Source organism: Caenimonas sedimenti (assembly GCF_007833165.1).
GTDB classification, from domain to species: Bacteria; Pseudomonadota; Gammaproteobacteria; order Burkholderiales; family Burkholderiaceae_C; genus Ramlibacter; species Ramlibacter sedimenti.
The window spans coordinates 183459-209183 of record NZ_VOBQ01000011.1 but is presented as its reverse complement, the minus strand read 5'-3'; the positions used below and the strand labels follow the sequence as shown (position 1 = coordinate 209183).

Here is a 25725-nt window from a genome sequence, read left to right as displayed (position 1 = left end):
GCCGCATGCTGCTGACGCAAGACCAGGAAATGATCCGCGATGCCGTGCGCGATTTCGCGCGCGAGCAGCTGTGGCCGCACGCGGCCCAATGGGCCCGCGAGCGCACCTTCCCGCGCGAGGCGCACCGCGGCCTCGCGGCCCTCGGCGCCTACGGCATCTGCGTGCCGGAGGAGTACGGCGGCGCCAACCTGGACTACGTCACGCTGGCGCTGGTGCTGGAGGAAATCGCCGCCGGCGACGGCGGGACCAGCACGGCCATCAGCGTCACCAACTGCCCGGTCAATGCGATCCTCATGCGCTACGGCACCGAGGCGCAGAAGCAGCAATGGCTGACCAAGCTGGCGCAAGGCGAGATGCTGGGCGTGTTCTGCCTGACCGAGCCGCACGTGGGCAGTGACGCCTCGGCGTTGAAGGCGACCGCGCGCAAGGAGGGCGACAGCTACGTGATCAACGGCGTCAAGCAGTTCATCACCAGCGGCCGGAGCGGCCACCTGGCCGTGGTGATCGCCGTCACCGACAAGGGCGCGGGCAAGAAGGGCATGAGCGCCTTCCTGGTGCCGACCAACACGCCAGGCTACGTGGTGGCGCGGCTGGAGGACAAGATCGGCCAGCACTCGAGCGACACCGCGCAGATCAACTTCGAAGATTGCCGCATCCCCGCCGAAAACCGCATCGGCGAGGAGGGTGAGGGCTACAAGATCGCCTTGTCGGCGCTGGAGGGCGGGCGCATCGGCATCGCCGCGCAAAGCGTGGGCATGGCGCGCAGCGCCTTCGAAGTCGCGGTGGGTTACGCCAAGGAGCGGCAGAGCTTCGGCACCGCGATCTTCAACCACCAGGCCGTGGGCTTCCGCCTCGCGGAGTGCGCGACGCAGATCGAAGCCGCGCGGCAATTGATCTGGCACGCGGCCAGCCTGCGCGACGCCGGCCGGCCCTGCCTGAAGGAAGCCGCCATGGCCAAGCTGTTCGCCAGCGAAATGGCCGAACGCGTCTGCAGCGCGGCGATCCAGACGCTCGGCGGCTATGGCTACGTGAACGACTTCCCGGTGGAGCGGATCTGGCGGGATGTGCGGGTGTGCCAGATCTACGAAGGCACGTCGGACGTGCAGAAGATCATCATCCAGCGGGCGCTTTGACATGAGCGACACCCCCGACGAGGCCCTGCACGCCGCCGGCTACCGCTGCGGCAACCCCGCCTGCCGGGCGCCGCTGACGCTGGACACCCATCAGTTGGTGGCGCTCGGCGGCGACGGCAGCGGCGGTGCCATTTGCCTGTGCGCGGGCTGTCACGCGATGCAGTCCAGCGGCGCGATCCCGGTCCGGACGCTGCGCGCCTGGAAGCTCGTGCAGCAGTCGTTGACCGGCGCCTTCGGCGCGGGCGCACCCGACACCCTGCTGCTGCTGCGTGTCGTGGACGAAGTTTCCGTCGATGGTGATGGCTTGCTGCGCTCCGCGGGCCTGCTCAATTCCGGCCTGCTCGAGATCCGCCAGCGGGTGAGTGCGCTCGTCAGCGGCCAGGGCAGCGACACCTTCAAGCTGCGCCTGTCCACCAAAGGCCGGCAGTTCGTCGAGGCCTGGATCAACGGCCGCCAGGGCTCAGACACCTCGCTATGATGGCGGCGCGCCGGCCCGCCGGCGCACCAAACCATGCGAATCATCATCCTGGGAGCCGGCCGCGTCGGCGAGAGCGTCGCTGAAAGCCTGGTGTCGGAGCGCAACGACATCACGGTGATCGACCCCGACCCGCAGCGCCTGCGCGAGCTGGAGGAAAAGTTCGACTTGCGCGGCGTCCCCGGCAACGGCATCCACACCGAGGTGCTGCGGCGTGCCGGCGCCGAAGACGCGGACATGATGATCGCCTGCGCCTCGCTGGACGAAACCAACCTGGTCGCCTGCAAGCTGGCCCACGATGTCTTCAACGTGCCCTCCACCATCGCCCGGTTGCGCGCGACCGAGTTCAAGGAAGGCCACGCGCTGCTGGGCAAGGACGGCTTCGCCGTCGACCACGTGATCTGCCCCGAGGAATCGGTCGTCCAGTACATCCAGAAGCTGATCGACTACCCCGAGGCGCTGCAGGTGCTGGAGTTTTCCGGCGGCAAGGCCCTGCTGATCGCCGTGCGGGCGGCGGCGGGCAGCCCGGTGGTGAACCACACCATCGCGGAGTTCCGCACCCTGTTCCCGGACGCGCCCATGCGGCTGGTGGCGCTGTACCGCCAGGAGGCGCTGCTCAGCTGCGAAGGCGGCACGCGCATCCTGCCGGGAGACGAGATCTTCCTGCTCGCGGCGGGTGACAAGATCCGCCAGGTGCTGCGCGCCATGCACCGCTCCGACGCCCCGGTGCGCCGCGTGATGATCTCCGGTGGCGGCAAGGTCGGGCTCCGGCTCGCCCGGCGGCTGGCGGACCAGTACCAGGTGAAAGTGATCGAGCGCGACCTCAAGCGGTGCGAGTACCTGGCCGGCCAGTTGCCCGGCGAGATGCTGGTGCTGCAGGGCGACGGCACCGACGAGGAGTTGCTGGCCGACGAGAACGTGGACGACATGGACATGTTCCTCGCGCTCACCAGCGACGACGAGGACAACATCCTCTCGGCCATGCTGGCCAAGCGGCTGGGCGCGCGGCGCGTGCTGTCGCTGATCAACCGCCGGGCCTATGCGGACCTGATCCAGGGCAGCACCATCGACATCGCGCTGTCGCCCGCGCAGACGGTCATCGGCGAGCTGCTGGCGCATGTGCGCCGCGGTGATGTGGTGGCCGTGCACAGCCTGCGCCGCGGCGCCGCCGAGGCGCTGGAAGGCGTCGCCCGGGGTGACGCCAAGACGTCGCGCCTGGTGGGCCGCCGGGTCGAGCAGGTCTCCCTGCCCGCGGGCGTGACCATCGGCGCCATCGTGCGTGGCAGCGGCGAAGGCCAGCAGGTGGTGCTGCCCCACCATGACACCGAGATCCACGCCGACGACCACCTGGTGATGTTCATTCCACACAAGCGGCAGGTGCGCGAGGTGGAGCGCCTGTTCCAGGTGTCGGCCACCTTCTTCTGATGGACAGCCTGCAGCCCGTCCTGGCCGTGCTGGCCCGCGTGCTGGCGGGCTTCTCGATCGCCTTCCTCGTGCCCCTGCTGTGGGCTCTGGGCGATGGCGAGGACCGCTCCGCCCAGGTCTGGGCCACCGGCTTCGTGCTGACGCTTGCCGTGGGGTGGTCCATGGGCTGGGCCGTGCGCCGGCACCGGCGGGAACTCCAGCCGCGCGACGGTTTCCTGCTGGTCAGCATGGTCTGGATGGCGTTGCCGGCCTGCGCGGCCGCCCCCTTGATGTGGACCGTTCCCGGCATCGAATGGGCCGATGCCTATTTCGAGGCGATGAGCGCGCTCACCGCCACGGGAGCAACCGCGCTGAGTGGTCTCGACCGGCTGCCGCTGTCGGTGAACGTCTGGCGCTGCTTCCTGCAGTTCGTGGGCGGCCTCGGCATCATCCTGCTGGTGGTCGCCGTGCTGCCGCTGCTGGGGCTGGGCGGCATGCAGCTGTACCGCGCCGAGACGCCCGGGCCGCTGAAGGACGACAAGCTCACGCCACGCATCGCCGAAACCGCGCGGGGCCTGTGGACGGTGTACTTCGCCATGTCGGCCTTGTGCTTCCTCGCCTACAAGCTCGCCGGGATGGATTGGCCCGACGCCTTCATGCACATGTGCACCACCATGGGCCTGGGCGGCTTCTCGTCGCACGACGCCAGCTTTGCGCACTGGAACTCGCCGCTGCTGGAAGCGGTGGCCATCGTCTTCATGACGCTGGCCGGCGTCAGCTTCGCGCGCTACTTCGCGGTGTGGCACCACCGTTCGTGGCGCATCCTGCTGCGGGATGCGGAAGTCCAGGCCTATGCGCTGGTCCTGCTGGCATCCATCGGGGTCCTGAGCCTGGTGCTGGCTGCGCATGGCACGTACGCAAGCTACCTGGAAAGCCTGCGCGCCGCCGCGTTCAACGTGGTATCTCTCGCCACGACCACCGGCTACGCTTCCACCGACTATGCCTTGTGGCCGCCGTTCGCGCCGGTGCTGATGATCTTCCTGGGCTGCTTCGCGTCGTGCGCGGGTTCCACCGGCGGGGGCATCAAGATGGTCCGGATGATCCTGCTGCTCAAGCAGGCCCGGCGCGAGCTGGTGCGCATCATCCATCCGCGCGTCGTCAATCCCGTCACCCTCGGTGGCGGCACCGTGCCGGCCACCGTGCTGGCCGCGGTGCTGGCGTACATGCTGATCTACGGCGCCAGCATCGTCGGCCTGACGCTGCTCATGCTGCTGTCCGGACTCGACCTGATCACGGCCTTCTCCGCCGTGATCGTCTGCGTCAACAACATCGGCCCCGGGCTGGGCGCGGTCGGCCCGGCCAGCAACTTCGGCGTGCTGAACGATTTCCAGTTGTGGATCTGCTCCTTCGCCATGCTGATCGGCCGGCTGGAACTGCTGTCCGTGCTGGTGCTGTTCACGCCGCAGTTCTGGCGCAAGTAACCATGGCCAAGCCCGGCGAGAACTGCCTTTGCGGCCGCCCGGTGCCGCTGGCGCATTGCTGCGGCCGTTACCTGGCCGACTTCGCGGGCACGCCGGCGCCGGACGCCGAGGCGCTGATGCGTTCCCGCTACACGGCCTTTGTCGTGGAAGACGCGGCCTACCTGCTCGCGACCTGGCATTCGTCGCACCGACCCGTGCGGCTGCATTTCGAGCCCGGCGTGAAGTGGCTGGGGCTGGAGGTGCGGTCGCACCGCGTCGTCGACGCGGACCTGGCCGAGGTGGAGTTCGTGGCGCGCAGCCGCTGGGGCGGCCGGGCCACGCGGCTGCACGAGAGCAGCCGCTTCGTGCGCGAGAATGGCCGCTGGTTCTACCTGGATGGAGTGATGCTTTGACCCCGCGCTTCGACGCCGTGCTTTTCGACTGCGACGGCGTGCTCGTCGACAGCGAGCCCATCACCAACGGCGTGCTGCGCGACATGCTGGAAGAACTGGGCTGGAAGCTGACCCCGGCGGAATGCATGCACCTGTTCGTCGGCAAGGCCGTGAAGGACGAGATGGCCCTCATCGAGGCCCGCACCGGCCGGCCGCTGACCGACGACTGGCTCGCGCAGTTCCGCGAGCGGCGCAATGAGGGCCTGGTGCGGGGCTTGGCGGCCATTCGTCACGCCGACGTGGCGGTGAAGCAACTGCACGAACGCCTGCAGGGGCGGATCGCCTGCTGCTCCGGGGCGGACCGCTTCAAGGTGGAACTGCAGCTGGAAAAGTGCGGGCTCATGCCGTACTTCCAGGGGCGCATCTTCAGCGGCCACGAGATGCCGCGCTCCAAGCCGGCGCCGGATGTCTACCTGGCCGCCATCCGGCAGCTTGGCGTGCCCGCCGGCCGCTGCGCGGTGGTGGAGGACACCATCACGGGGGTGACCGCCGGCGTCGCGGCCGGCGCCACGGTGTTCGGGTACAGCCCGCCCGAGGCAGGGCACGATGCGCCGCTGGCGCTGCGCGCGGCCGGTGCGCAGGAGGTCTTCACGGACATGGCGGACCTGCCCACGCTGGTGCGTTGAGGCTTTGGGCGGCTGAACGCGCCGTCCGCCAAAAGTTGCAGACACCCACGAAAGTGCAACCGGTTGCTACCACGGCGGCCAACCCCATATCGCGCGGCGCCGCACCTCCCTAGAATTTCGGGCAGGGAGCTCCTTCCAACATGAGACGGCGACGCCGCCTGAGGAACACGCGAGATGGAAAGAATCACCGGCCCTTACCGTGGCTATTTCATCGCTGCCTACGCCGTGCCGCAGGAAAGCCGGTTCGCGGGCCATGCCTGGATCTGCACCGACAAGCCGGAGACGATCCGCGATGCGCATCGTGTCGAGCAGGTCTCCAGCGTGGGCGTCTACGCCGACCAGGAACGCGCCGTGCAGGCCGCCGAATACCAGGCGCGCTTCATCATCGACGGCCTCGATCCGAACTGGGAACCCTTCACCAATCCCGGCTTCCTGGTTTCGCGCTAGCGCGTAGCGGCGCCTCTCACAGAACGACCTCTTCCTGGTGGTTGCCGATGTGCATGCTGTGCGCCAGCGCATAGTCGGCCTTGCTCAGGTCGCCGTACGCGAAGTGCGGCTTCAGAACACCTCGATGCCCCTGGAACCTTGCGATCGCCGCGTGCAACCGGTTGATCGCCGCGGGCCGCTCCGACGATGCCATCAGGGCCGGCGCGCCCGGAATGGGTTCGTTCAACGCGTGGCTCATGCGGCCGCGCCATTTGAAGAAGGCGAAGGCGGCGCTGCCCGCCGTGTGCTGGAACACGGCGCTGCGCGGCGCCGGGTAGCCGTCGATGCTCATCTCGATGCTTTGGGCCAGGTGCTGCAGCACGGTGCCGATCGGCCAGGCGCCCGTCGTCCGGGCGTTCGGGCTGCGTTCGACCCGTTCCAGCCAGCGCAGGGCTGCGTCCAGCGAGCGGACGCGGGCATCGGCAGCCTGCGCGAAGGCCCAGGGAGCAGCCACAAGGGCGGGAACGGCGAGGACGAGGGAGCGGCGGCGCATGCGCCAATGGTAATCCGTTGGTATGCGGCGCATGCGGCGAGGGTGCGCGACACCCGTGAGGCTACAGCTTCGCGATCGACACCTCCGTCGATTTCACCAGGGCGACGACGTCCGAGCCCACCCGCAGCTGGAGCTCGTCGACCGAGCGGGTGGTGATGACGGAGGTGACGACGCCCCAGGGCGTCTGCACGTCGACTTCGGAGACGACGTCGCCGCGCAGGATCTCCTTGATCTGGCCCTTGAACTGGTTGCGCACGTTGATGGCTTGGATCGGCATGTCGATGTTTTCCTTGGGTTGAGAGAAGAGGGAAGAAGGGTCAGACGGCCCAGCGCAGCGCATGCGCCGCGGGCTGAAGCCAGCTGGTGTCCGGTTCGCCGTGCTCGCGGCCTGGCTGCCTCAACACGCGATCCAGGATGCGTTTTTCGACCGCCGCGAACGCCGCGTCGCCATGCGAGCGCGGCCGGGGCAGGGCGATCCGTTCGTCCAGCGCGATGCGGCCATCCTCGATCAGGATGACGCGGTCCGCCAGCGCCACGGCCTCCTGCACGTCGTGGGTGACCAGCAGCGCGGTGAAGCCGTTGCGCCGCCACAGGTCCTCGATCAGGCGGTGCATCTCGATGCGCGTCAGCGCGTCCAGCGCGCCCAGCGGTTCGTCGAGCAGCAGCAGCCGCGGGTTGTGCACCAGCGCTCGGGCCAGCGCCACGCGTTGCCGCTGGCCGCCTGAGAGTCGGGCCGGCCAGTCGTTCCCGCGGTCGCCCAGGCCGACTTGCTGCAGCACGGTCGTGGCGCGATGCTGTTGCGCGGCCGGCAGGCCCAGCGTCACGTTGTCCCAGACGCGGCGCCACGGCAGCAGGCGCGCCTCCTGGAACATGATGCGGGTGTCCGGCCGCAGGCCCTGGACCTCGGCGTCATCCACTTGCAGGGAGCCGCCGCTGGCGCCGTCCAGCCCTGCGATCAACCGCAGCAGCGTGCTCTTGCCGCAGCCGCTGCGCCCGACGATGGCGACGAATTCCCCGGGCCGCACGGTGAGCTGCGTGTCGCGCAGCACTTCCCGTGCGCCGAAGCGCTTGGTGAGGGAGCGGGCCGCGATGCGGGCGCCGTTGGTCGATTCGGTCATGTCCATGTCTCCGGGTTTCACGCGGCCTGGTAGCCGGGGTGCCAGCGCAGCCACCAGCTCTCCAGGCCGCGGGCGAACACGTCGGCCAATTTGCCGAGCAGCGCGTAGAGCAGGATGCCGACCAGGACCACGTCGGTCTGCAGGAACTCGCGCGCGTTCATCGTCAGGTAGCCGATGCCGGCCTGGGCCGAGATGGTTTCTGCCACGATCAGGATGACCCACATCAGCCCCAGCGAGAACCGCAGGCCGACCAGGATCGACGACAGCGCACCGGGCAGGACGACCTGCCGGTACAGCTGCCAGCGCGTCAGGCCGTAGGTGCGGCCCATCTCGATCAGCCCCGGGTCGACGTTGCGGATGCCGTGGAAGGTGTTGAGGTAGATCGGGAAGAACACCGACACCGAGATCAGGAATAGCTTGGCCGTCTCGTCGATGCCGAACCACAGGATGACCAGCGGGATCAGGGCCAGTGCCGGGATGTTGCGCAGCATCTGGAAGCTGGAATCGAGCAAGGTTTCGGCGAAGCGGAAGGAGCCGGTGAGCAGGCCGAACAGCAGGCCGAGGCTGCCGCCGATGGCCAGGCCCGCCAGGGCGCGGCCGGCGCTGACCTTGACGTGCGTCCAGAGTTCGCCGGAGGCGGCGAGCGTCCAGGTGGCCTTCACCACTTCGGCGGGGGCTGGCAGGACGCGGGTGGACAGCCAGCCGAGGGCGGAGGCGAGTTGCCAGATCGTGATCAAGGCGACTGGCACGAGCCACGGAAGCAGGCGCTGGCCGATGCCGCGCCACACGGACCATGGATCCCGGCCGACCTTGTCATTGCGGACTTGATCCGCAATCCATGCCTCGTTCGTGATCTCCTGCGTCATGACTGCGACACCCGCGGCACATAGCTGTTGGCCACCACCTCACCGAACGGCCCGTTGAGCGACCGGCCCGGCAGGCTGTCGCGCAACTGGCGCGGCAACAACGGGAACACCAGCTCGGCAAACCGGTAGGCTTCCTCCAGATGCGGGTACCCCGAGAGCACGAACGTGTCGAGCCCGATGTCCGCGTACTCCTGAATCCGCGCTGCCACCGTCTTCGGATCGCCGACGAGCGCCGTCCCGGCGCCGCCGCGCACCAGGCCCACCCCCGCCCACAGGTTGGGGCTGATCTCCAGGTCGGCGCGCGTGCGCTTCTTGCCGCCACCGTGCAGGGCCGCCATGCGGCGTTGCCCTTCCGAATCCATCTTCGCGAAGGCAGATTGCGCGCGCACCACCGTCGCGTCGTCGAGGCGGCTGATCAGGTCTTCGGCGGCGTTCCAGGCGGCGGCGTCGGTCTCGCGCACGATCACGTGCAGGCGGATGCCGAAGCGGACCGTCCGACCGCGCTTGGCCGCGCGGGCGCGGACGTCGGCGACCTTGCGAGCCACGTCAGCCGGCGGCTCGCCCCAGGTGAGATAGGTGTCGACCTGTTCGGCGGCAAGCTCGTGTGCCGCTTCCGAAGAGCCGCCGAAGTACACCGGTGGGTGCGGCCGTTGCACGGGCGGAAACAACAGCCTGGCGCCGCGGACGCTCAGGTGTTCGCCATCGTGGTCATAGGCATCCTGCGTGTGGCTGCGCGCCAGGATTTCGCGCCAGATGCGGATGAATTCCGCCGATTGCTCATAGCGCTTCGCGTGGTCCAGGAAGACGCCGTCGCCTTCCAGCTCCGCCTGGTCGCCACCGGTCACCAGGTTGATCAGCAGCCGGCCGCCCGAGAGGCGGTCGAAGCTCGCGGCCATGCGTGCGGCCAGGCTGGGCTGGTGCAGCCCGGGCCGCACCGCGACCAGGAACTTCAGCTTGCGCGTGACCGGCAACAGGCTGGAGGCGACCACCCACGGGTCTTCGCAGGAGCGGCCGGTGGGGATCAGAACGCCTTCGTAGCCGAGGCTGTCCGCGGCCTGCGCGATCTGCTTCAGGTAGTCGTGGTCCAGCTGGCGCGCGCCTTCGCTGGTGCCCAGGTAACGGCTGTCGCCATGGGTGGGGATGAACCAGAACACTTGCATGTTGCGCGCTTCCTATTTGTTGCCATCGGGGCGCCACACGATGTCGGCGACCTGGATGCGTTTGGGGATGAGGCCCAGCTGGTGGAAGGCATCTGCCACCCGTTGCTGGTCCGCGGTGATGGCGGCGGTGAGAGGGCCCACCGGCGACTTGGGGCGGCGCTGGATGAACAGGCTGACCACGCCGGCATCGAGCCCGCTGAAACCGGCGACCAGCTTGATCGCGGCGGGCCGGTCTTCCTGCACCAGGCGATCGGCCCGCGTCAGCTCCTCGAACAGCGTGGCCAGCACCTTCGGGTGCTGCGTCGTGAAAGCGCGGGAAGCCAGGTAGAAGGAGTTGTTGCTGGAGAGGTCCCGCCCCGTGGCCAGCACGCGCGGCTTGAGCGCGAGTTCGACGGCGGCGTAGAACGGGTCCCAGATGGCCCAGGCGTCCACGCTCCTGCGCTCGAAGGCGGCGCGCGCATCAGCCGGCGCCAGGTAGACCGGCTGGATGTCGGCCCATTGCAGGCCGGCCTTCTCCACCGCGCGCACCAGCAGGTAGTGCGCGCTGGATCCTTTCTGCAGCGCGACGCGCTTGCCTTTCAGGTCCGGCAGCCGGCGCAGCGGCGAATCGGGTAGAACCACAATGGCGGAACTGTCCGGCTTGGGCGGCTCCGCGCCCACGTAGAACAGGTCCTTGCCGGCCGCCTGGGCGAACACCGGTGGCGAATCGCCGGTGAGGCCGAACTCCAGGCTGCCTGCGGACAAGGCTTCCAGCAACTGTGGGCCGGCGGGAAATTCGACCCACTGCACGCGGGCCTGCGGAAAGCGCTTCTCCAGGATGCCCTGTTGCTTGATCAGCACCAGGTTGATGGCGGCCTTCTGGTAGCCGATGCGCAGCTCTTTCAGAGGTTCAGCGCCGGCTTGCGCGCGGGCGCCGACGCCCCAGAGCGCGGCGGTGGTCGCCAGCAGCCGGACGAAGTGGCGGCGGGCGATCATTGCGCGGCCTTCCACGATGCTTCCTTGACGGAGATCGCCTTCGGAATCAGCTTCAGCTCGAAGAAGGTGTCGGCGATCTTCTGCTGCTCGGCGATGACGCGATCGCTGAGCGGCTGCACGTTGAACTCGTAGCGGCGCAGGCTCAGTTCAGCCACGTCGACCGGCAGGCCCTGCAGTGGCGCGATGATCTCCGCGGCCTGGCGGAGGTTGGCTTTCACCCAGCGGCCTTTATCGACCGAATCGTCGAACACCGCGCGGACCACCTGCGGATGCTTTTCGACGAAGCCGCGCTCGCCCAGGTAGTACTGGTGGTTGTTGGCGATGCCGGTGGCGTCGGCCAGGATGCGGGCGCCGATCTGCTTCTCGGCCGCGGCGGTGAACGGGTCCCAGATCACCCAGGCGTCCACGTTCCTGCTCTCGAAGGCCGCGCGCGCGTCGGCCGGCGGCAGGTACACCGGGGTGACGTCCGTGAGCTTCAGGCCGTTCTTCTCCAGCAGCTTCACGAGCAGGTAATGCACGTTGCTGCCCTTGTTGAGCGCGACCTTCTTCCCCTTGAGTTCCGCCACCGACCTGATCGGAGAATCCTTGGGGACCACCAGCGCTTCCGCCTTCGGCGCCTGTGGGTCGTGACCGATGTAGTAGAAGCGCGCGCCGGCGGCCTGGGCAAAGATCGGCGGCGCTTCGCCGACGAAGCCGATGTCGACCGAGCCCACGTTCAGGCCTTCCAGCAGTTGCGGGCCGGCCGGGAATTCGACCCACTTGACGCCGAAGCCCAGCGGGGCGAGCTTCTTCTCCAGGCTGCCCTCGGCCTTCTGCAGCACCAGCAGGCTGGCGCCCTTCTGGAAGCCGATGCGCAGTTCGCCTTTGGCGGAGGATGGCGCTTGAGCCTGCGCGGCGGGCAGCAGCAACGCGGCAGCTGTGAGCAGCAAGGCGGTGCGGCGGGCGATGTGGTGGCGAAAACGGTTCATGGTGGTTTCCCTTCTTTCGTTGCTGTCTTGGGGCGCAGGCAAAGCGGTGCCGTCGCCGCCTGCGCGGGCGGTTTTCTGGTTGGAGGGTGATGGGGGGTCGGCGGTCCGCGTCAGACGCTACATCGCACCTGCGCGAACGGGACGGCCTCGAACGCCACGCTGGCGTGCGGTGCGCGCTGGCTCTCATGCAGCAGAGCCTCGACCGCCTCGTCCAGGCGGGCCGCGACTTCGGCGCCCAGGTGGTGCGCGCCTTCCGGCGCCAGCGTCACCTGCGAATCGGTGGCGTAAACGCCGGGCAGGATGTGGCGGGCGGAAAGCGACTGCAGCACCGGCCGCAGCGCGTAGTCGAGCGCCAGCATGTGGTGCGGGCTGCCGCCGGTGGCGAGCGGCAGCACGACCTTGCCTTTCAGCGCCGTCTGCGGCAGCAGGTCGAGGAAGACCTTGAGCACGCCGCTGTAGGCGGCCTTGTAGACCGGGGTGGCGACGACGATGGCGCGTGCGCGCACCACCTGGTCGACGGCGGCCGCGATGGTGCGGTGGGCGGTGTCGCCCAGCAGCAGCGCTTGCGGCGACAGGTCCCGGATGTGCAACCGTTCGACCGGCGCGCCGCGCCCCGCGAGACGCAGGCTGACCGAGTCGAGCAGCGCCGCCGAACGCGAGCGTTCGGACGGGCTGCCGGCGAGCAGGAGGATGGACATGGAGGAGCTTCCCTGGCTTCGATGTGTGACGGACGGACTCTAGGCGCGGCGCATGCGAATGTGAACGACGAAGAATTCACATGCATATCCGCATATGCTCACGCCCCCCGGCGCGCGCGGCGAGTGCACTGCTAATGCGCGGCTAAGCAATCCCGCCTATCCTGCGAACATCGAAGAGCGTGGGGAACAACAATGGATGGCAGAACCTGCGGGCGCCTGGCGGCCGTTTTCACGGCATTGGTCTCCGGTGGTGCGCAGGCGGCCGACTGCGATCCGCGCTTCGCGGCGTCGCCGCAATACGTGGCGGCGGAATGCAAGTTCCAGAACCCGCCCAATCCCAACCTCAAGCCGCAGCGCAGCACCTGGGACATCTGGTCGCGCCTGCTGACCGAGACGAAGGTAGGCACCGTGCCCGTCGACCCGATCCCGGTGCGCACGCTGGACCGGGCGGCGCTGGATGCGATCGACGTCAACGCCAACCACATCATCCGGCTCGGCCACTCGTCGCACCTGCTCAAGCTGCGCGGCAAGTGGTGGCTGATCGACCCCGTGTTCGGCCCGCGTGCCTCGCCCGTCAGCTGGGCCGGGCCGAAACGCTTCCACGCTTCACCGGTGGCGCTGGCGGACCTGCCTCCCATCGAGGGCCTGATCCTGTCGCACGACCACTACGACCACCTCGATGTGCCCACGATCGAAGCGCTGAAAGACCGGGTGCAACGCTACTTCGTGCCGCTCGGCGTGGGCAAGCGGCTGCGCGACTTCGGCGTTGCGGCCGACCGCATCGAGGAACTGGACTGGTGGCAGGAACGCAAGCACGGCGACGTGGTGGTCACGCCCGCGCCGGCGCAGCACTTCTCGGGCCGCACGCTCTGGGACCGCAACCGGACGCTCTGGGCTTCCTGGTTGATCCGCAGCGGCAACGAGCGCATCTTCTACAGCGGCGACACGGGCTATTTCCCGGGCTTCAAGGAAATCGGCCAGCGCCTGGGCCCCATCGACATCGCGCTGATGGAAAACGGCGCCTACGACGCGTATTGGCCCGCGGTGCACATGGCGCCCGAGGAAACGGTGCAGGCGTTCCAGGACCTGGGCGCCAAGACCCTGTTCCTGGTGCACAACAGCACCTTCGACCTGGCCTTCCATCCCTGGCAGGAGCCGCTGCAGCGCGTGGCCGACCTCACGGAGAAAGCGGGCATCACCCTCGCCACGCCCGAGATGGGCGAGGTGCTCACATTGGGCAAGGCCCGCGAGAACAAGCGCTGGTGGAAGGACCTGAAGTAAGGCATCCGCGCTCGCAGGGACAATGGCCGGATGCAATCCGGCATTCTTTACCTTGTCGGCGGCCTCTGGCTGCTGTCCACGCTGGACGCCTCCGGCAAGCTGCTGGTGATGGCGGGCGTGCCGGTGCTGATGGTCAGCTGGTTCCGCTACGCCGTGCACACGGCCCTGATGTCGGCGGTGCTGCTGCCGTCGCGCGGCAAGGCACTGCTGCACACGCGCTCGCTGCCGCGCCAGCTGGTCCGCGGCGCGCTCATGATCCTGAGTTCCGTGCTGTTCTTCAGCGTGCTCAAGCGCGTGCCGCTGGCCGAAGGCACGGCGATGAACTTCATGGCGCCTTTCTTCGTGATGGCGATGGCGCCGTGGCTGTTGGGGGAGCCGCACCGGCTGCATCGCTGGCTGGGCGTGGCGGTGGGGTTCGCCGGCATGCTGGTGGTGGTGCGCCCGGGCGGCCAGCTGGACCGCGTTGGCGTCCTGCTTGGCGTGTTGACCGCTTTCACTTTCGCGCTGTTCCAGATCAGCACGCGCCGGGTGGCGCATGACGACCCGCTCACCACCAACTTCTACGGCGGGCTGTCGGGCACCGTGGTGCTGACGCTGGCGCTGCCGCTGTACTGGGAGACGCCGCAGCTGGCGCCCTGGCAATGGGCCTTGCTGATTTCGACCGGGCTGACCGGTTTCCTGGGTCACTGGCTGCAAGCCGCCGCCTATGCGCGGGCACCGGCGACGCTGCTGGCGCCCTTCGTCTACCTGCAGATCATCTCGGCGGCCGGGCTGGGCTGGTTGATCTTCGGGCAATTGCCCGACCAGGTGACCTGGGCGGGTTTTGCGCTGATCGCGTCCGCGGGCCTCGGCGTCGCGTTGTGGGAGGCGAGGCTGGCGCGCGCCGCCGCGGCGCGCCAGTCCTGAAACATCACTTCCTGGTGTAAATCTGGTCGAAGCTGGCGTTGTCGGCGAAGTGTTCCTTGTCGGCCTTGGCCCAGCCCCCGAACGCCTGGTCGATGGTGAACAGGTCCAGCTTCGGGAACTGCTTGGCGTATTTCGCCTGGGCCTTGGCTGAAACGGCCGGCCGGTAGAAGTGCTTGCCGATGATGTCCTGGCCTTCTTCCGTGTACAGGAACTTGAGGTATTCCTCGGCGACGGCGCGGGTCTTCTTCTTGTCGACGTTCTTGTCCACCACCGCCACGGCCGGTTCGGCCAGGATGGACACGGAGGGCACGACCACATCGGTCTTCGAGCCGAATTCCTTGTCCAGCAGGTAGGCCTCGTTCTCCCACGCGATCAGCACATCGCCCTGGTTGCGCTGGGCGAAGGTGATGGTGGAACCACGCGCGCCGGTGTCCAGCACGGGCACGTTGCCGTAGATCTTGGCGACGAATTCCTTGGCCTTGGCATCGCTGCCGTACTTGCGCTTGCCGTATTCCCAGGCCGCGAGGTAGTTCCACCGCGCCCCACCCGAGGTCTTGGGGTTGGGCGTGATGACGCTGATGCCCGGCTTGGCCAGGTCCTCCCAGTCCTTGATCCCCTTGGGGTTGCCATTGCGCACCACGAAAACGATGGTCGAGGTGTAGGGCGATGCGTTGTGCGGCAGCTTCTTCTGCCAGTCGGGCGCGAGCCAGCCGCCATTCTTCACCAGTGCGTCGGTGTCGCCAGCCAGCGCCAGGGTCGCCACGTCGGCGTCCAGGCCATCGATGATGGACCTTGCCTGCTTGCCGGAGCCGCCGTGCGACTGCTTGATGCTGACGTCCTGGCCAGACTTCGCCTTCCAGTGCTTGGCGAAGGCCTGGTTGACGTCGACATAGAGTTCGCGCGTCGGGTCGTACGACACGTTGAGCAGCTGGACCGATTGGGCCTGCGAGGGCAGCACGGTGAGGGTGAGCATGGCGCCCAGGCCGGCAGCCAGGGAGAGCTTGACGAGGTCGCGGCGGGATTGCATGGGGAGAGTTCCTGTTCTTGAGGCGATGCAGGCATTCTGGGAGCCGCCCGCCGGAACGGGAACGACAGAGTTTTCATCTGCTTATGGCCATAAGCTCATTCGCGTGCCCGCCCCGGCCTGGTTGTTCCTATGATGGCGGCATGCTGACCCTCTACTACGCGCCCGCCACCTGCGCCCTGGCTTCCCACCTCGCCCTGGAATTCGCGGGCGCCGATTACCAGGCGGTGCGCCTGGATTTCAAGGCGCAGCAGCAGCGCTCGCCGGAGTACCTGGCCGTCAACCCGAAAGGCCGGGTGCCGGCCCTCGTGACGGAACGGGGCGTGCTCACCGAAACCCCGGCCTTGCTGCTCTACATCGCGCAGACTTTCCCGCAGGCCGGGTTGGCCCCGCTGGACGACCCCTTCGCGCTGGCCCGCGTCAACGAGTTCAACAGCTACCTGTGCGCCACCGTCCACGTCGCGCACGCCCACAAGGGCCGCGGCTACCGCTGGGTGGACGACGAAGCCGCCATCGAGGCCATGAAGAAGAAGGTCGCGCAGAACATGACCGACTGCTTCGCGCTGATCGAGTCGCGCATGCTCGCGGGGCCCTGGGTGCTGGGCGAACGATTCAGCATCTGCGATCTCTACCTGTTCACGCTCTCCACGTGGCTGCCGGGCGACGGCGTCGATCCAGGCCAGTTCGCCAAGGTGACAGCCTTGCGGGAGCGCCTGCAGCAGGAATCGGCGGTGCGCAAGGTGCTGGCCCTACACTAGGAAAATCATCTCGACGAGGAGCTGCGATGGGTGAGGAGAACCGCGACTACCTGGAGCTGGCCTACCGCTCCATCCAGTGCTTCTCGGACGACGGCAAGCTGCTGCTGCCCGAACTGAACCAGCTGATGGACATCGCGCTGAAGGACGGCGTGGTGGACGACAACGAGAAGCGCGTGCTGCGCGCCATCCTGCGCCGGCTGGTGCCTGCCGAGCTGACGCCGGAGATGCTGGCGCGGGTGAAGGAACTGCAGGCGAGGCACGGCCTGTGAGCGCGCCGGCCATTGCGCACCCACCGGCCCTCGCCGCCTGGCATCGCCTCGTCCAGTCGCAGGACGCCGCCGGGCTGAACACGCTCGTCGCCGACGACGCCGTCTTCCACTCGCCCGTGGTTCACACGCCGCAGCGCGGCAAGCCGCTGGTCGTCGCCTACCTGAGCGCGGCCTTCCAGGTGTTCTTCACCGACAACTTCCGCTATGTGCGCGAAGTGGTGGGCGCCAGCGATGCCGTGCTGGAGTTCGAGCTGGAGATCGATGGCACCCGAATCAATGGGGTCGACATGATCCGCTGGAACGAGGCGGGCCTGATCACGGACTTCAAGGTGATGCTGCGCCCGCTGAAGGCCGTGAACCTGATCCACCAGAAGATGGGGGAGATGCTGCAGCGGCACGCTGCACAGCAGCAGCAATAGAGAGAGCGCCTGCGCTCACGGCTGCCAGAGCTGCCGCGTGTCGAGCCACTCGCTCGAGCCCCCCTTGGCGCGCATTTTTTGCATCAGGTCCTCCGTGCCGCCTAGTCCGTCCGCTCCCTGGCCGTTCCACAGGCACAGGAAGGTCACGTTGCCGCCGCCCCAGCGCCACGCGGCCTCCAGCATCCACAGATTGACGCATTCGTAGGGGTCCTCGCCTTCGGCAAGCGGCCGCTCGCGCGGCATCAAGTGCACGTCGGCCCGGGCGCAGGCCGCCTCGAAGCGCGCGTGCCAGCCCTCACCGGCGAAGTCCACCGAGCCGCGGGCGAACTCTTCGGGCTCGAACGGCAGATAGATCTCCAGCCGCGCGCCGCGCGCCAGCACGGCCTCGGCGAACAGCAGGTCACCTCCGCAGGCGCCGCTGCTGATCGCCACGTCGTCCGGCCCGGCGCCATGTTGCGCAAGAATGTCCTGGATGGCTTCGCGCGCGATGGGCTCGCAGGCCGCCGGAAACCGCGGCTTCGGCCGGCCGGGCGCGTCGATCATGTGGCCGCTGAACAGGAACACCTTGCGCGGCGTCGGATCATCTTGCATCGCCCCATCTTGCCGGGGTTGGCGCCGGAACACAATCGCGCGCAGGACGCGCCGGTTTCCTACGCACGCGAGCCGGCAGCTTGCCTAGCATGCTGGCAGCAACAGGGAGAAGACGCATGGCCGACAACGTGCTGCAGGAGATCAAGCGGGCCGACGACGCGCGGCCCGGGTTTCCGGGCGAACACTGGCTGGTGCTGGCCGCCGGCATCGGCGCCTGGTGGCTGACGCGCAACCATCGTTCCGCCGTGGTGCGCACGCTCGGGATGGTGGCCGGCACCGCGCTGGTCGGCCGTGCGGCCAGCGGCCGCGACGGCCTGAGCCGCGTGCTGCGCTACACGCCGGTCGGCGGGCGGATCAAGCGCATCGCCCGGGCTTGATGGCGCCGGCGGCTCACCAGACCGCCATGGCGACCAGCACCACCCCCACAGCGGCCAGGACCGCATGGCCGAGGACGATGGGGATGGGCAGCGGGATCTCGTTCATGTGGTACCGCAGGTTCAGGAACACGCCGCCGAGCGCGGCCAGCGCGAGCAGTGCGAGCCCCAGCCAGGCCTGCCCCGAAAGCGTGCTGGTGAAGCCGGCATAGGCGATCAGGGTCAGCGCCGAGCCGGCCAGGAGCCCATGCAGCATGGCGAGCCAGTGCGGCGGCCGGGCCTTGCCGGCGAATCGCATGGCCGCCATCAACAGGCCGCCCCCCGCAGTCAGGACGAGCAGGACGACGGCGGTGCGAAGCATCAGGAACGGTTCGGTCATCCGGGTCTCCCGTGGTGGACAATGGCCCAGCTTAGGCGCTGCCCCGGCCTGCCGGCGTAGGAAAGATGCAGTTTCCGACGGACGCTCGGCAATCATGAATCCTTTTGCGCATTCCGCCCCTCCTTGTCTGCGATGCCCGCCGTGTCCGGGCAGCCACGAGGTGTCCCGATGCTTTACCGCAAGAATGTCAGTCCCCTGGAACGCGCCGCCCGCCTGCTGGGCGGTGCGCTGATCGTGGCCTGCGCACTCACCCAGGTTGGCTTCACGCCGCTCGGCCTGGTCTTGGCTGCCAGCGGGGTCGTCACTGCCCTCACGGGCCTGTTCGGCTTCTGCCCCGCCTGCGCGATGGCCGGGCGCCGCCCGCTGGAGGAACCGCGATGATCGCCGTGGACCGGGTGATGTTCGCGGCGGCGCAAGCCGGCGATGGCGCCGCCCTCGAACGCCTGCTGCGTGAGCTGCAGCCCGACATCCGCCGCTATGCGCGGCGCCAGTGCCACAAATCCTCCGCCATCGAAGATGTCGTGCAGGAGGCGCTGATCGTGCTCTACCGCCGCGTCGGGACCGTGCGCGATCCGCTCGCGCTGGCCGGCTGGATCCTCCGCATGGTCACGCGGCTGTGCATGCTGCCGGTGCTGGGCCTCATGCGCGGCGTGGAGGAGCTCACGGAACGGCATGAAGCCGAGTACTTCGCGCGCCTGCCACAGGACGAGCTGCGCATGGACCTGGCGCGCGCGCTGGAGTCGCTGCCGCCGATCTACCGCGAAGTCATCCTGTTGCGGGACATGGAGCAGCTGACCATCAGCGAAGTGGCGGCGCGCCTGGCCGTCACGCGCGAGGCGGCCAAGAGCCGCATCCATCGGGGACGCGTCCTCCTGCGTGAATACCTGCATCCACAAGGATCCACCGGGAGCGCACCGTGATGCGCTGGCTGGGCCGGAGCGACACCGGCCTGTTCGCCACGCGCACGCTGAGCGGGCACCTGCTGCGTGGCGCAGCCGCCTTCGCGTTGCTCTACCACGCCATCGCGCAGCAGCAGGCGCACCCGGGATGGGCCCTCGTGGCCGGGCTGGGAGCGCTGGTCGTCCTGCGCGGCTGCCCGATGTGCTGGACCATCGGTTTGGTCGAGACTGTTGGCGCGCGCTGGCGGCGCGGCACGCCGGTGAACGAGCCCTGACCGCCGCGCGCCGGCATCGCAGTTGCGCTAGAGTGGCAGGTGATGACCCCGTGCCCGCACTGCCGGCTTGCCACCATTTCCGATCGCGCCAAGGCGCGGTCCAGCCGCGAGACTCCCACCGAATGCGCGAAGTGCGGCGGCCTGTCGCACGTCATCACGAGCACGGGCAGCGGCATCCCGATGGCAACGCTCCTCATCCTGCTGGTCGGCGCCGTCGCGGGTGCCGGATCCGGGTCCTGGCTTTGGGCCTTCCCGGCCATCGCGGCGGCGGTCACCTACAACCGGTGGGCTTGGCGGCGCGCCGAATTGTTCCCGATCTTTCCGCGCAACGCAGCCAACGCGCGCAGGGCGAACTGGGCGGTCACGCTGGCCTGGATCGCCAGCTTCTTCGCCTCGTAGCGCGGCGTCTGCTCGCCGCAACACTTGCGGCGCATCCGGGCCGAACCCTCTTGCGCGCCGCGCGCGCTGCTCCCAGAATCGCGCCTTCGCCGGTTGAGAGCGCCACGCAACGAACACCCTTGCATGGCCAACCCCTTCGCCGGATGAACCCGATGATTTCCTTTGCCCTGACCTAAGTCCGCTCCATCTGCCGCCCCGGCTGGATGCGCGAGCGCCATCCAGCCAGCAAGCGCGGCAACGCAGCCCTGGCCCTGATTCGTTTCAGCCGGGGCTTTCGCTTTCTGGAGCCGCACATGAGTGCGAAGACAACGTCGCGCGATTTCGCGCAGGGGCGGGTGAAGAAGCTGCGGCGCATGCGCCCGCCCTTCGCCCAGCAGACACTGACCCAACTGCCGCCGCGCAACTTCGTCGCGCGCGCCGCCGCCTTGCGCGCCGTTTCCGGCGCGGCGGGTGCGCACGTGCGCAGCCAGGGCGCCGCGCGCCGCGCCGACAAGGTGGCGCTGGCGCGGCTGCTGCGCTCCGCGGACCTGGGCCGCGGTCACAACGATTGAAGAAAAGAAGAACGACATGAACAAGGAAAACGAGATCCAGACCCGCATCGCCCACCGCAGCGAGCAGCTGCGCGCCGTGCGCGAGGAACTGAAGGCCGAGCTGTTCGGCATCGACGACATCATCGACCGCGTCGTCGAAGCGGTGCGCGCGTGGTACGTGCTGCCCGAAATCGTCCAGCGGCCGGTCATCGTCTGCCTGTGGGGCCTCACCGGCACCGGCAAGACGCAACTGGTGCGGCTGCTGGCGCAGAAGCTCGGCTTCTACGACCGCTTCGTCGAAGTGCAGATGGACGGCTTCTCGCACGGCTCCGGCTACTGGGTGAGCAGCATCTCCGGCATGCTGGCCGAGTCGGGCGTCGAGGAAGGACAACCGGGCATCCTGCTGCTCGACGAGTTCCAGCGCTTCCGCACCATGAACGACAAGGGCGCCGACATCAAGGTCGAGCGCTACCAGGACGTGTGGGCGCTGCTCTCGGACGGCCGGTTGCCGCCGCAGCTGTCGTTCATGAACGACCTGGAGTCCTCGCTGGCGAGCGCGGAGTATGGGCGCGAGCCCGCCGACGATGAAGCGCCGGCGGAAGGGGAAGAGGCCGCACCGGCCAAGCCGCGCCGGCCGCCGCGCTTCGTCCTCACGCCCTACGAGGCGGCCGAGGTCAAGCGCAGCCTGAAGCGGCGTGAGTCGCTGCTGGAGATCATGCGGTGGACGCCGGCGCAGCTGCAGGAGCACCTGCAGGCCTTCCGCGAGCAGCCCGAGCGCTGGGGCACGGACTACAGCCGGCTGCTGGTCTTCGTCGCGGGCAACCTGGACGAGATGTACCAGGGCGTGGCGACGCGGGTGGAAGACTGCGACACCGACGCCGACATCTTCCACGCGTACACGCGCCGCCTGTCGGTGATCGACGTGAAGAAGGCCCTGGGCCACCGCTTCCGGCCCGAGCAGATCGCGCGTCTCGGCAACAACCACCTGGTCTATCCCAGCCTCGCTCGTGCCACGTACGAGCGGCTGATCACGGCGCTGTGTGCGCGCTACAGCGGCGAGCTGGAAGGCACGTGCGGCTTGCGGGTGGAGATCGACGCGGCGATCCGCGCGGAGATCTATGCCAACGCCGTGTTCCCGGCGCAGGGTACGCGGCCGCTGTTCTCGTCCGTGCAAGCCATGCTGAGCGCCAGCCTGGTCGCGGCGGCGCTGTGGGCGCTGGAGCAGGGTGCCGCCGCTGGCGACGTGGTGAGGCTGCGGCTGGATGCAGATCGCACGCAGTTTCGCGCGGAGTGGAACGGGCGCAGCCAGGCGCTGCCGGCCCGCTTCGAGCTGAACGGGCTGAAGCAGCGCACGCACGCGGACTTCCGCGCGCTGCTCGCCGTGCACGAGGCCGGCCACGCCCTCATCTATGCGCTGCTGCTCAAGCAGGTTCCGCTGGAAGTGAAGATCAACGTGGCCTCGTTCGACGGCGGCTACAACAGCTTCCAGCCCTTGCGCGCCAAGTCGCGCCAGGACACGCTGGACATGATCTGCGTCGGCCTGGGCGGGCGCGCCGCCGAGTCGCTGGTGTTCGGCCCGAACGCCTGCACCACCGGCGCGCAGAGCGACCTGAAGCAGGCGACCGCCGACGCCTCCGCGTTCGTGCGCAAGCACGCCTTCGCCGGCCGGCTGAGCCGCACCGACGTGGGCGTCGATTCGGATTGCGAGGTGAATACCGCGGTGGACGCCACCAATGAGCTGGTCGAGCAGATCCTGTCGTCGCAGTTCAGCCGCGCGCACGCGCTGCTGCAGGAGAACGCGGCACTGCTCTCCGAAGTGGCGGGGCTGCTGTCGCGCGACGGAGAAGTGTCGCGCGAACGCATGGCGGCGCTGTTCGGGCTGGCGGTGACGCAGGATCCGGCGGTGCTGGCGCCTTACGCGGCTCGGCTGGCGGAGTTCGGGCGGCGGTACGCGCCGCACGAGGAGGCGGTTGGCGCCTGATGGACGGACGCCAGTCGTCAGAGCGGCAACAGTCCCTGCTTCCAGGCGAGAGCGCCCGCCACGGCGACGCAGTGAAGGATGACCGTGGCCCAATAAGCGGTGCGGAATTCCGCCTTGCGCGACTTGTGCCGCAACACCTGTTGTGCGCACCACGCACCGGCCCAACCGCCTGCCAGGCTCCAGAGATGCAGCGTGGCTTCGCTGGTGCGCCATTGACGGGTGCCCGCCGCGTACTTGTCGAACCAATAGACCATGAAGGTCACCAGATTCACGGCGACCGAACCGGCAAGAACCCACCAGGGAAGTTGGCGCGTCCACGCGACCGCCCACGCCAGCAGACCGGCGTACGCCAGCATCAACGGCAGTGCGAACAGCGCGCCAGAGCCGACAGTTGCGCCGGTGTCGCCAGACTTGCGGCTGCGGGACGGAGTGCGACTGCGGGCGGACACCCGCCCCGCACCATCAGCTTGTCCAACAGGCCCGGAGGGTTGGACCGCCATGGCGCGTGGTCCCTTGCCCCCTACATGAATCTCTTCGAACGACACGGCCATGCCTTCGCGCGGCGCGCCCCCGGCTCTTCCACGGAAGTCTCGGATGTGAAAGAAGATGTCGGCGCTGGTGCCGGCACTTCGGATGAAGCCGAATGCGCGCACCTCGTCCCAGCGCACCACGCTCCCTTGCTTCCTCACTGGCGGCTCAAAGGCGGTAGGCCCGTCGATGTTCCTCGGCCACCAGGTCCAGGTACTCCGGATGCTTGCGGATGTAGCCGGCGATGAACTGGCACTGCGGGATCGCGTGCACGCCGCGCTTGCGCACCTCTTCCAGCGCGAACTTGGCGAGCTTGGAGCCGAGGCCCTGGCCTTCGTAGGCGGGCAGCACCTCGGTGTGCGTGAACAGCAGCGCGTTCTTCAGCACGTTGTATTCCGCGTAGGCGGCGACTTCGCCCGCTTTCTTCAATTCGAAGCGGTGCTGGCCGGGGTTGTCGCCGAGGGAGATATCGTCCATCGTGCTCATTCCGGCTTGACGTTCCGTTCCTTCACGATCTGCGCCCACTTGGTGGATTCCTTCTGCATGAAGTCGGTGAGTTCGGCGCGCGTTGTCGGGTGCGCCGACAGGCCGTGCTTGGTCAGCGCATCGCGAATCGCCGGGTCATTCAGCACCTTCACGATCTCCTGGTTGTACCGGTCGAGGATGGGTGCCGGCACTTTGGACGACGCCACGAAGGCATACCAGTTGAGCGCCTCGAAACCGGGCAGGCCGGACTCGGCGACGGTCGGGATGTTGGGCATGTAGGAGGGCCGGGTCAGCCCGGTCGTCGCCAGCGGGATCAGCTTGCCGGCTTCCACGTGCGGCAGCGAGGTGGGCGGGGCCGAGAAGTACCCGGTGAAGCGGCCGCCCAGCAGGTCGTTCATGGCCGGTGCGCCGCCCTTGTAGGGCACGTGCAGCATCTCGGTGCCGGTGCGCGCGGCGAACAGTTCGCCGGCCAGGTACGAAGCGGATCCGTTGCCGGTCGACGCATAGGACACGTTGTTCGGCGACTTCTTCGCGGCGGCCAGGAAGTCGGCCATGTTCTTGATGCCGGCACCCGGGTGCACCACCAGCAGGTTCGGGAAGTTCACGCCGCCGGAGATCGGCGCCAGGTCCTTGAAGGGGTCGTAGCCCACTTTCATCATGTGCGGCGCGATGGTCAACGGCCCGATGGAGCCCAGCAGCAACATGGTTCCGTCCACCGGCCCCTGGGCGACCTGCTGGTGCGCGATATTTCCGCCGGCGCCGGCCTTGTTCTCGACCAGCACGTTCTGCCCGATGTTCTCGCCCAGCTTCTTGGCGATCAGGCGGGCGGCCGCGTCCGCGGCGCCGCCGGGCGCGAAGCCGACGACGAGCGTGATCGGCTTGGCGGGGGGGAATGCCGGCGCCTGGGCCCAGCTGGCATGGGCCAGCAGCAGGCCGGGGAGGGCCAGCGCGCCGGCGCGCAGCAACTTGCGTTTGTTCATGGTGAGGGGGGCGCGATGGCCTGAAGCAGGTTGGGGAGGTTGTCGTTCCATTGGCGGCACCAGGGCATCACCTCGGCGGCGGGCATGGGGCGGGCGATGAAATAGCCCTGGCCCAGGTCGCAGCCCAGGCCGCGCAGCAGCATCCAGTCGTCGATGGTCTCCACGCCCTCGGCCACGGACACGATCTTCATGCGCTGGGCGGTCTCGAAACTGGAATGCAGGATGGCCAGGCGGGACGCGTTCTTGGACGCATTGCGCACGAACGACTGGTCGATCTTCAACTCGGTGAAGGCGATGCGCGTGAGCTGCTGCATCGACGAATAGCCGGTGCCGTAGTCGTCGAGCGACAGCCCGAAGCCTTTCAACCGCAGCCGCGAGAGGTTCTCGAGCACGTAGCCGAGCTCGGAGGTGACGGTGGCCGACTCGGTGACTTCCAGGGTGACGTAGCGGGGTTCGAGGCCGACCTCGTTCACCACGGCCGACAGCTCGTCGGCAAACTGCACATGCGCCAGCGACCGCACCGAGATGTTGACCGAGATGGAGAAACCGGCGCCGCCGGCCTGCCAGGTCTGCAGGGACGCGGCCGATTTGCGCAGCATCGAGCGCGTCAGGCCGTCGATCAGCCCGTGGCCTTCCATCAGGGGGATAAAGACATCCGGCGCGATCAGGCCCTGGCCGTCGCGGTACCAGCGCGCCATGGCCTCGAAGCCGATGATCCGGCCGGTCGCCAGCTCGACCTTGGGCTGGAAGAACGGCTGGAATTCATCGTCGCGCAGGGCGCGCACGATCTCCTCGACGAGCACCCGGGGCTTGTCCGGGTTGGCCGGAGGCCGCACGGCCGGCGGCGGCTGGTAGCGGCCGAGCAGCGCTTCCAGGTCTTCCGACCGGACCGGCTTGTGCAGGGTGCCGAGCAAGGTCACGCCGTAAGCCGCGGCGACGTTTTCCACGGCGGCCAGCACCGCTTCGTCGACCGCGCTCGCCAGCACGATGGAAACGGGCGTGCCGGTCTCGCCCACCCGGCGGATGAACTCGATGCCGTCCATGCCGGGCATCTGCAGGTCCGAAATGATGATGTCCACCGGCGGCGAGCAGCCGATGAAAGCGTCGAGCCCGGCCCGGCCGTCCACCGCCGCCTGGATGTGGCGGGCCTGCAGGTCTTCCAGCAGGATGGCCAGTGCTTCGCGCTGGAGCTCGTCGTCCTCGACGATCAGGAAGCGCAGGCTGGAGAGATCCATGGTGTCGCGGTAGGGCAGTGTCGACGCCGCCCGCGCAGGAGGCGGACGACGCGCCCATTGTGCCTTCTCGGCGCCCGGCCGGGCTGGGCTGGCCGGG

General features: G+C 68.4%; 34 protein-coding genes. 19 read left to right on the top strand and 15 right to left on the bottom strand.

Going from position 1 to position 25725, the window contains the following annotated elements; genetic code table 11:
* Positions 1-5: 5 nt before the first annotated feature.
* The 7 genes from FN976_RS14325 to FN976_RS14295 all read left to right on the top strand — a co-directional run bounded on the left by FN976_RS14325 (position 6) and on the right by FN976_RS14295 (position 5997).
* A complete protein-coding gene (locus tag FN976_RS14325) occupies positions 6-1133 on the top strand; it encodes an acyl-CoA dehydrogenase family protein (RefSeq protein ID WP_145893717.1) in 1128 nt (375 codons plus the stop codon).
* 1 nt (position 1134) lies between these two features.
* Positions 1135-1611 carry a hypothetical protein gene (locus FN976_RS14320; protein ID WP_145893716.1) on the top strand — a complete coding sequence of 159 codons (477 nt, stop codon included), beginning with the start codon at positions 1135-1137 and terminating at the stop codon, positions 1609-1611.
* Positions 1612-1644: 33 nt separating this feature from the next.
* A complete protein-coding gene (gene trkA, locus FN976_RS14315; protein ID WP_145893715.1) occupies positions 1645-3033 on the top strand; it encodes a Trk system potassium transporter TrkA in 1389 nt (462 codons plus the stop codon).
* The gene (locus tag FN976_RS14310) at positions 3033-4493 is read left to right on the top strand and encodes a TrkH family potassium uptake protein (RefSeq protein WP_145893714.1); all 1461 of its coding nucleotides are present in this window, start codon (positions 3033-3035) and stop codon (positions 4491-4493) included. Before trkA ends, FN976_RS14310 begins: the two co-directional genes overlap by 1 nt.
* 2 nt (positions 4494-4495) lie before the next feature.
* Positions 4496-4885, top strand: a complete 390-nt coding sequence (locus tag FN976_RS14305) for a YchJ family protein (protein ID WP_145893713.1) — start codon at positions 4496-4498, stop codon at positions 4883-4885.
* Complete coding sequence (locus FN976_RS14300; RefSeq protein ID WP_145893712.1) at positions 4882-5550, top strand: HAD family hydrolase; 669 nt, start codon at positions 4882-4884, stop codon at positions 5548-5550. The genes FN976_RS14305 and FN976_RS14300 overlap by 4 nt, the downstream gene beginning before the upstream one ends.
* A 174-nt stretch (positions 5551-5724) precedes the next feature.
* Positions 5725-5997: a hypothetical protein gene (locus FN976_RS14295; protein ID WP_145893711.1), complete on the top strand. Its 273-nt coding sequence runs from the start codon at positions 5725-5727 to the stop codon at positions 5995-5997.
* Between the two features lie 16 nt (positions 5998-6013).
* Here the strand turns inward: FN976_RS14295 and FN976_RS14290 are convergent, their stop codons facing one another.
* From FN976_RS14290 to ssuE, 8 genes are all read right to left on the bottom strand, one after another.
* The gene (locus FN976_RS14290; protein WP_145893710.1) at positions 6014-6529 is read right to left on the bottom strand and encodes a DUF1569 domain-containing protein; all 516 of its coding nucleotides are present in this window, start codon (positions 6527-6529) and stop codon (positions 6014-6016) included.
* 61 nt (positions 6530-6590) lie between these two features.
* Positions 6591-6806, bottom strand: a complete 216-nt coding sequence (locus FN976_RS14285) for a TOBE domain-containing protein (protein WP_145893709.1) — start codon at positions 6804-6806, stop codon at positions 6591-6593.
* Positions 6807-6846: 40 nt separating this feature from the next.
* A complete protein-coding gene (locus FN976_RS14280; protein ID WP_145893708.1) occupies positions 6847-7653 on the bottom strand; it encodes an ATP-binding cassette domain-containing protein in 807 nt (268 codons plus the stop codon).
* 11 nt (positions 7654-7664) lie between these two features.
* The gene (gene ssuC, locus FN976_RS14275) at positions 7665-8513 is read right to left on the bottom strand and encodes an aliphatic sulfonate ABC transporter permease SsuC (protein ID WP_145893707.1); all 849 of its coding nucleotides are present in this window, start codon (positions 8511-8513) and stop codon (positions 7665-7667) included.
* Positions 8510-9673: an FMNH2-dependent alkanesulfonate monooxygenase gene (gene ssuD / locus FN976_RS14270; RefSeq protein WP_145893706.1), complete on the bottom strand. Its 1164-nt coding sequence runs from the start codon at positions 9671-9673 to the stop codon at positions 8510-8512. The genes ssuC and ssuD overlap by 4 nt, the downstream gene beginning before the upstream one ends.
* 12 nt (positions 9674-9685) lie before the next feature.
* Positions 9686-10648 carry a sulfonate ABC transporter substrate-binding protein gene (locus FN976_RS14265; RefSeq protein WP_145893705.1) on the bottom strand — a complete coding sequence of 321 codons (963 nt, stop codon included), beginning with the start codon at positions 10646-10648 and terminating at the stop codon, positions 9686-9688.
* Entirely contained in the window at positions 10645-11616 is a 972-nt protein-coding gene (locus FN976_RS14260) for a sulfonate ABC transporter substrate-binding protein (RefSeq protein ID WP_145893704.1), read from the bottom strand. The genes FN976_RS14265 and FN976_RS14260 overlap by 4 nt, the downstream gene beginning before the upstream one ends.
* 110 nt (positions 11617-11726) lie before the next feature.
* Positions 11727-12314 (bottom strand): NADPH-dependent FMN reductase, encoded by a 588-nt coding sequence (gene ssuE / locus FN976_RS14255; protein WP_145893703.1) that lies wholly within the window; start codon positions 12312-12314, stop codon positions 11727-11729.
* A gap of 192 nt (positions 12315-12506) precedes the next feature.
* Between ssuE and FN976_RS14250 the strand changes: the two genes are divergently transcribed.
* Both FN976_RS14250 and FN976_RS14245 read left to right on the top strand, forming a co-directional pair.
* Entirely contained in the window at positions 12507-13595 is a 1089-nt protein-coding gene (locus FN976_RS14250) for an MBL fold metallo-hydrolase (protein ID WP_145893702.1), read from the top strand.
* Positions 13596-13625: 30 nt separating this feature from the next.
* Positions 13626-14501 carry a DMT family transporter gene (locus FN976_RS14245; protein ID WP_145893701.1) on the top strand — a complete coding sequence of 292 codons (876 nt, stop codon included), beginning with the start codon at positions 13626-13628 and terminating at the stop codon, positions 14499-14501.
* Between the two features lie 4 nt (positions 14502-14505).
* Here the strand turns inward: FN976_RS14245 and FN976_RS14240 are convergent, their stop codons facing one another.
* Positions 14506-15528, bottom strand: a complete 1023-nt coding sequence (locus FN976_RS14240) for a sulfate ABC transporter substrate-binding protein (RefSeq protein WP_145893700.1) — start codon at positions 15526-15528, stop codon at positions 14506-14508.
* Positions 15529-15668: 140 nt separating this feature from the next.
* Here FN976_RS14240 and FN976_RS14235 point away from each other — a divergent pair, with 140 nt between their 5' ends.
* From FN976_RS14235 to FN976_RS14225, 3 genes are read left to right on the top strand one after another with little or no spacing between them, the layout of a single operon-like run.
* Entirely contained in the window at positions 15669-16283 is a 615-nt protein-coding gene (locus tag FN976_RS14235) for a glutathione S-transferase family protein (protein WP_145893699.1), read from the top strand.
* A gap of 26 nt (positions 16284-16309) precedes the next feature.
* Entirely contained in the window at positions 16310-16552 is a 243-nt protein-coding gene (locus FN976_RS14230) for a hypothetical protein (RefSeq protein ID WP_145893698.1), read from the top strand.
* Complete coding sequence (locus FN976_RS14225) at positions 16549-16971, top strand: nuclear transport factor 2 family protein (protein WP_255440420.1); 423 nt, start codon at positions 16549-16551, stop codon at positions 16969-16971. The genes FN976_RS14230 and FN976_RS14225 overlap by 4 nt, the downstream gene beginning before the upstream one ends.
* Positions 16972-16986: 15 nt before the next feature.
* On the opposite strand, the gene FN976_RS14220 is transcribed toward FN976_RS14225, so the two are convergent.
* Positions 16987-17562: a hypothetical protein gene (locus FN976_RS14220; protein ID WP_145893697.1), complete on the bottom strand. Its 576-nt coding sequence runs from the start codon at positions 17560-17562 to the stop codon at positions 16987-16989.
* A 116-nt stretch (positions 17563-17678) separates the two neighbouring features.
* On the opposite strand from FN976_RS14220, the gene FN976_RS14215 reads away from it, so the two are divergent.
* Positions 17679-17939: a hypothetical protein gene (locus FN976_RS14215; RefSeq protein WP_145893696.1), complete on the top strand. Its 261-nt coding sequence runs from the start codon at positions 17679-17681 to the stop codon at positions 17937-17939.
* A gap of 13 nt (positions 17940-17952) precedes the next feature.
* Here the strand turns inward: FN976_RS14215 and FN976_RS14210 are convergent, their stop codons facing one another.
* Positions 17953-18315: a hypothetical protein gene (locus tag FN976_RS14210; RefSeq protein ID WP_145893695.1), complete on the bottom strand. Its 363-nt coding sequence runs from the start codon at positions 18313-18315 to the stop codon at positions 17953-17955.
* A 168-nt stretch (positions 18316-18483) separates the two neighbouring features.
* Here FN976_RS14210 and FN976_RS14205 point away from each other — a divergent pair, with 168 nt between their 5' ends.
* The 6 genes from FN976_RS14205 (at position 18484) to FN976_RS14180 (ending at position 22399) form a co-directional block, all read left to right on the top strand.
* Positions 18484-18696, top strand: coding sequence for a YgaP family membrane protein (locus tag FN976_RS14205; RefSeq protein ID WP_145893694.1), 213 nt, complete (start codon positions 18484-18486; stop codon positions 18694-18696).
* Positions 18693-19235, top strand: a complete 543-nt coding sequence (locus FN976_RS14200) for an RNA polymerase sigma factor (protein ID WP_255440419.1) — start codon at positions 18693-18695, stop codon at positions 19233-19235. Before FN976_RS14205 ends, FN976_RS14200 begins: the two co-directional genes overlap by 4 nt.
* Complete coding sequence (locus FN976_RS14195) at positions 19232-19489, top strand: hypothetical protein (protein WP_222432821.1); 258 nt, start codon at positions 19232-19234, stop codon at positions 19487-19489. Before FN976_RS14200 ends, FN976_RS14195 begins: the two co-directional genes overlap by 4 nt.
* A 42-nt stretch (positions 19490-19531) precedes the next feature.
* Positions 19532-19888 carry a hypothetical protein gene (locus FN976_RS14190; protein ID WP_145893693.1) on the top strand — a complete coding sequence of 119 codons (357 nt, stop codon included), beginning with the start codon at positions 19532-19534 and terminating at the stop codon, positions 19886-19888.
* Between the two features lie 293 nt (positions 19889-20181).
* Positions 20182-20439, top strand: a complete 258-nt coding sequence (locus tag FN976_RS14185) for a hypothetical protein (protein WP_145893692.1) — start codon at positions 20182-20184, stop codon at positions 20437-20439.
* Between the two features lie 16 nt (positions 20440-20455).
* On the top strand, positions 20456-22399 hold the full coding sequence (locus FN976_RS14180; RefSeq protein ID WP_145893691.1) for an AAA family ATPase: 1944 nt from the start codon (positions 20456-20458) through the stop codon (positions 22397-22399).
* Positions 22400-22416: 17 nt separating this feature from the next.
* Here the strand turns inward: FN976_RS14180 and FN976_RS14175 are convergent, their stop codons facing one another.
* From FN976_RS14175 to FN976_RS14160, 4 genes are read right to left on the bottom strand one after another with little or no spacing between them, the layout of a single operon-like run.
* Positions 22417-23070: a DUF1294 domain-containing protein gene (locus FN976_RS14175; RefSeq protein WP_255440418.1), complete on the bottom strand. Its 654-nt coding sequence runs from the start codon at positions 23068-23070 to the stop codon at positions 22417-22419.
* A gap of 25 nt (positions 23071-23095) precedes the next feature.
* Positions 23096-23404, bottom strand: a complete 309-nt coding sequence (locus FN976_RS14170) for a GNAT family N-acetyltransferase (protein ID WP_255440417.1) — start codon at positions 23402-23404, stop codon at positions 23096-23098.
* A 5-nt stretch (positions 23405-23409) separates the two neighbouring features.
* Positions 23410-24393 (bottom strand): Bug family tripartite tricarboxylate transporter substrate binding protein, encoded by a 984-nt coding sequence (locus tag FN976_RS14165; RefSeq protein WP_145893688.1) that lies wholly within the window; start codon positions 24391-24393, stop codon positions 23410-23412.
* Complete coding sequence (locus FN976_RS14160; protein WP_145893687.1) at positions 24390-25628, bottom strand: EAL domain-containing response regulator; 1239 nt, start codon at positions 25626-25628, stop codon at positions 24390-24392. Before FN976_RS14160 ends, FN976_RS14165 begins: the two co-directional genes overlap by 4 nt.
* Positions 25629-25725 lie beyond the last annotated feature (97 nt).

Excerpts from the sequence above, each read along its gene's own strand:
- FN976_RS14325 (WP_145893717.1), top strand. The coding sequence starts at position 6 with ATGCTGCTGACGCAAGACCAGGAAATGATCCGCGATGCCGTGCGCGAT.
- FN976_RS14320 (WP_145893716.1), top strand. The coding sequence starts at position 1,135 with ATGAGCGACACCCCCGACGAGGCCCTGCACGCCGCCGGCTACCGCTGC.
- trkA (WP_145893715.1), top strand. The coding sequence starts at position 1,645 with ATGCGAATCATCATCCTGGGAGCCGGCCGCGTCGGCGAGAGCGTCGCT.
- FN976_RS14310 (WP_145893714.1), top strand. The coding sequence starts at position 3,033 with ATGGACAGCCTGCAGCCCGTCCTGGCCGTGCTGGCCCGCGTGCTGGCG.
- FN976_RS14305 (WP_145893713.1), top strand. The coding sequence starts at position 4,496 with ATGGCCAAGCCCGGCGAGAACTGCCTTTGCGGCCGCCCGGTGCCGCTG.
- FN976_RS14295 (WP_145893711.1), top strand. The coding sequence starts at position 5,725 with ATGGAAAGAATCACCGGCCCTTACCGTGGCTATTTCATCGCTGCCTAC.
- FN976_RS14290 (WP_145893710.1), bottom strand. The coding sequence starts at position 6,529 with ATGCGCCGCCGCTCCCTCGTCCTCGCCGTTCCCGCCCTTGTGGCTGCT.
- FN976_RS14285 (WP_145893709.1), bottom strand. The coding sequence starts at position 6,806 with ATGCCGATCCAAGCCATCAACGTGCGCAACCAGTTCAAGGGCCAGATC.
- FN976_RS14280 (WP_145893708.1), bottom strand. The coding sequence starts at position 7,653 with ATGGACATGACCGAATCGACCAACGGCGCCCGCATCGCGGCCCGCTCC.
- ssuC (WP_145893707.1), bottom strand. The coding sequence starts at position 8,513 with ATGACGCAGGAGATCACGAACGAGGCATGGATTGCGGATCAAGTCCGC.
- ssuD (WP_145893706.1), bottom strand. The coding sequence starts at position 9,673 with ATGCAAGTGTTCTGGTTCATCCCCACCCATGGCGACAGCCGTTACCTG.
- FN976_RS14265 (WP_145893705.1), bottom strand. The coding sequence starts at position 10,648 with ATGATCGCCCGCCGCCACTTCGTCCGGCTGCTGGCGACCACCGCCGCG.
- FN976_RS14260 (WP_145893704.1), bottom strand. The coding sequence starts at position 11,616 with ATGAACCGTTTTCGCCACCACATCGCCCGCCGCACCGCCTTGCTGCTC.
- ssuE (WP_145893703.1), bottom strand. The coding sequence starts at position 12,314 with ATGTCCATCCTCCTGCTCGCCGGCAGCCCGTCCGAACGCTCGCGTTCG.
- FN976_RS14250 (WP_145893702.1), top strand. The coding sequence starts at position 12,507 with ATGGATGGCAGAACCTGCGGGCGCCTGGCGGCCGTTTTCACGGCATTG.
- FN976_RS14245 (WP_145893701.1), top strand. The coding sequence starts at position 13,626 with ATGCAATCCGGCATTCTTTACCTTGTCGGCGGCCTCTGGCTGCTGTCC.
- FN976_RS14240 (WP_145893700.1), bottom strand. The coding sequence starts at position 15,528 with ATGCAATCCCGCCGCGACCTCGTCAAGCTCTCCCTGGCTGCCGGCCTG.
- FN976_RS14235 (WP_145893699.1), top strand. The coding sequence starts at position 15,669 with ATGCTGACCCTCTACTACGCGCCCGCCACCTGCGCCCTGGCTTCCCAC.
- FN976_RS14230 (WP_145893698.1), top strand. The coding sequence starts at position 16,310 with ATGGGTGAGGAGAACCGCGACTACCTGGAGCTGGCCTACCGCTCCATC.
- FN976_RS14220 (WP_145893697.1), bottom strand. The coding sequence starts at position 17,562 with ATGCAAGATGATCCGACGCCGCGCAAGGTGTTCCTGTTCAGCGGCCAC.
- FN976_RS14215 (WP_145893696.1), top strand. The coding sequence starts at position 17,679 with ATGGCCGACAACGTGCTGCAGGAGATCAAGCGGGCCGACGACGCGCGG.
- FN976_RS14210 (WP_145893695.1), bottom strand. The coding sequence starts at position 18,315 with ATGACCGAACCGTTCCTGATGCTTCGCACCGCCGTCGTCCTGCTCGTC.
- FN976_RS14205 (WP_145893694.1), top strand. The coding sequence starts at position 18,484 with ATGCTTTACCGCAAGAATGTCAGTCCCCTGGAACGCGCCGCCCGCCTG.
- FN976_RS14200 (WP_255440419.1), top strand. The coding sequence starts at position 18,693 with ATGATCGCCGTGGACCGGGTGATGTTCGCGGCGGCGCAAGCCGGCGAT.
- FN976_RS14190 (WP_145893693.1), top strand. The coding sequence starts at position 19,532 with ATGACCCCGTGCCCGCACTGCCGGCTTGCCACCATTTCCGATCGCGCC.
- FN976_RS14185 (WP_145893692.1), top strand. The coding sequence starts at position 20,182 with ATGAGTGCGAAGACAACGTCGCGCGATTTCGCGCAGGGGCGGGTGAAG.
- FN976_RS14180 (WP_145893691.1), top strand. The coding sequence starts at position 20,456 with ATGAACAAGGAAAACGAGATCCAGACCCGCATCGCCCACCGCAGCGAG.
- FN976_RS14170 (WP_255440417.1), bottom strand. The coding sequence starts at position 23,404 with ATGGACGATATCTCCCTCGGCGACAACCCCGGCCAGCACCGCTTCGAA.
- FN976_RS14165 (WP_145893688.1), bottom strand. The coding sequence starts at position 24,393 with ATGAACAAACGCAAGTTGCTGCGCGCCGGCGCGCTGGCCCTCCCCGGC.
- FN976_RS14160 (WP_145893687.1), bottom strand. The coding sequence starts at position 25,628 with ATGGATCTCTCCAGCCTGCGCTTCCTGATCGTCGAGGACGACGAGCTC.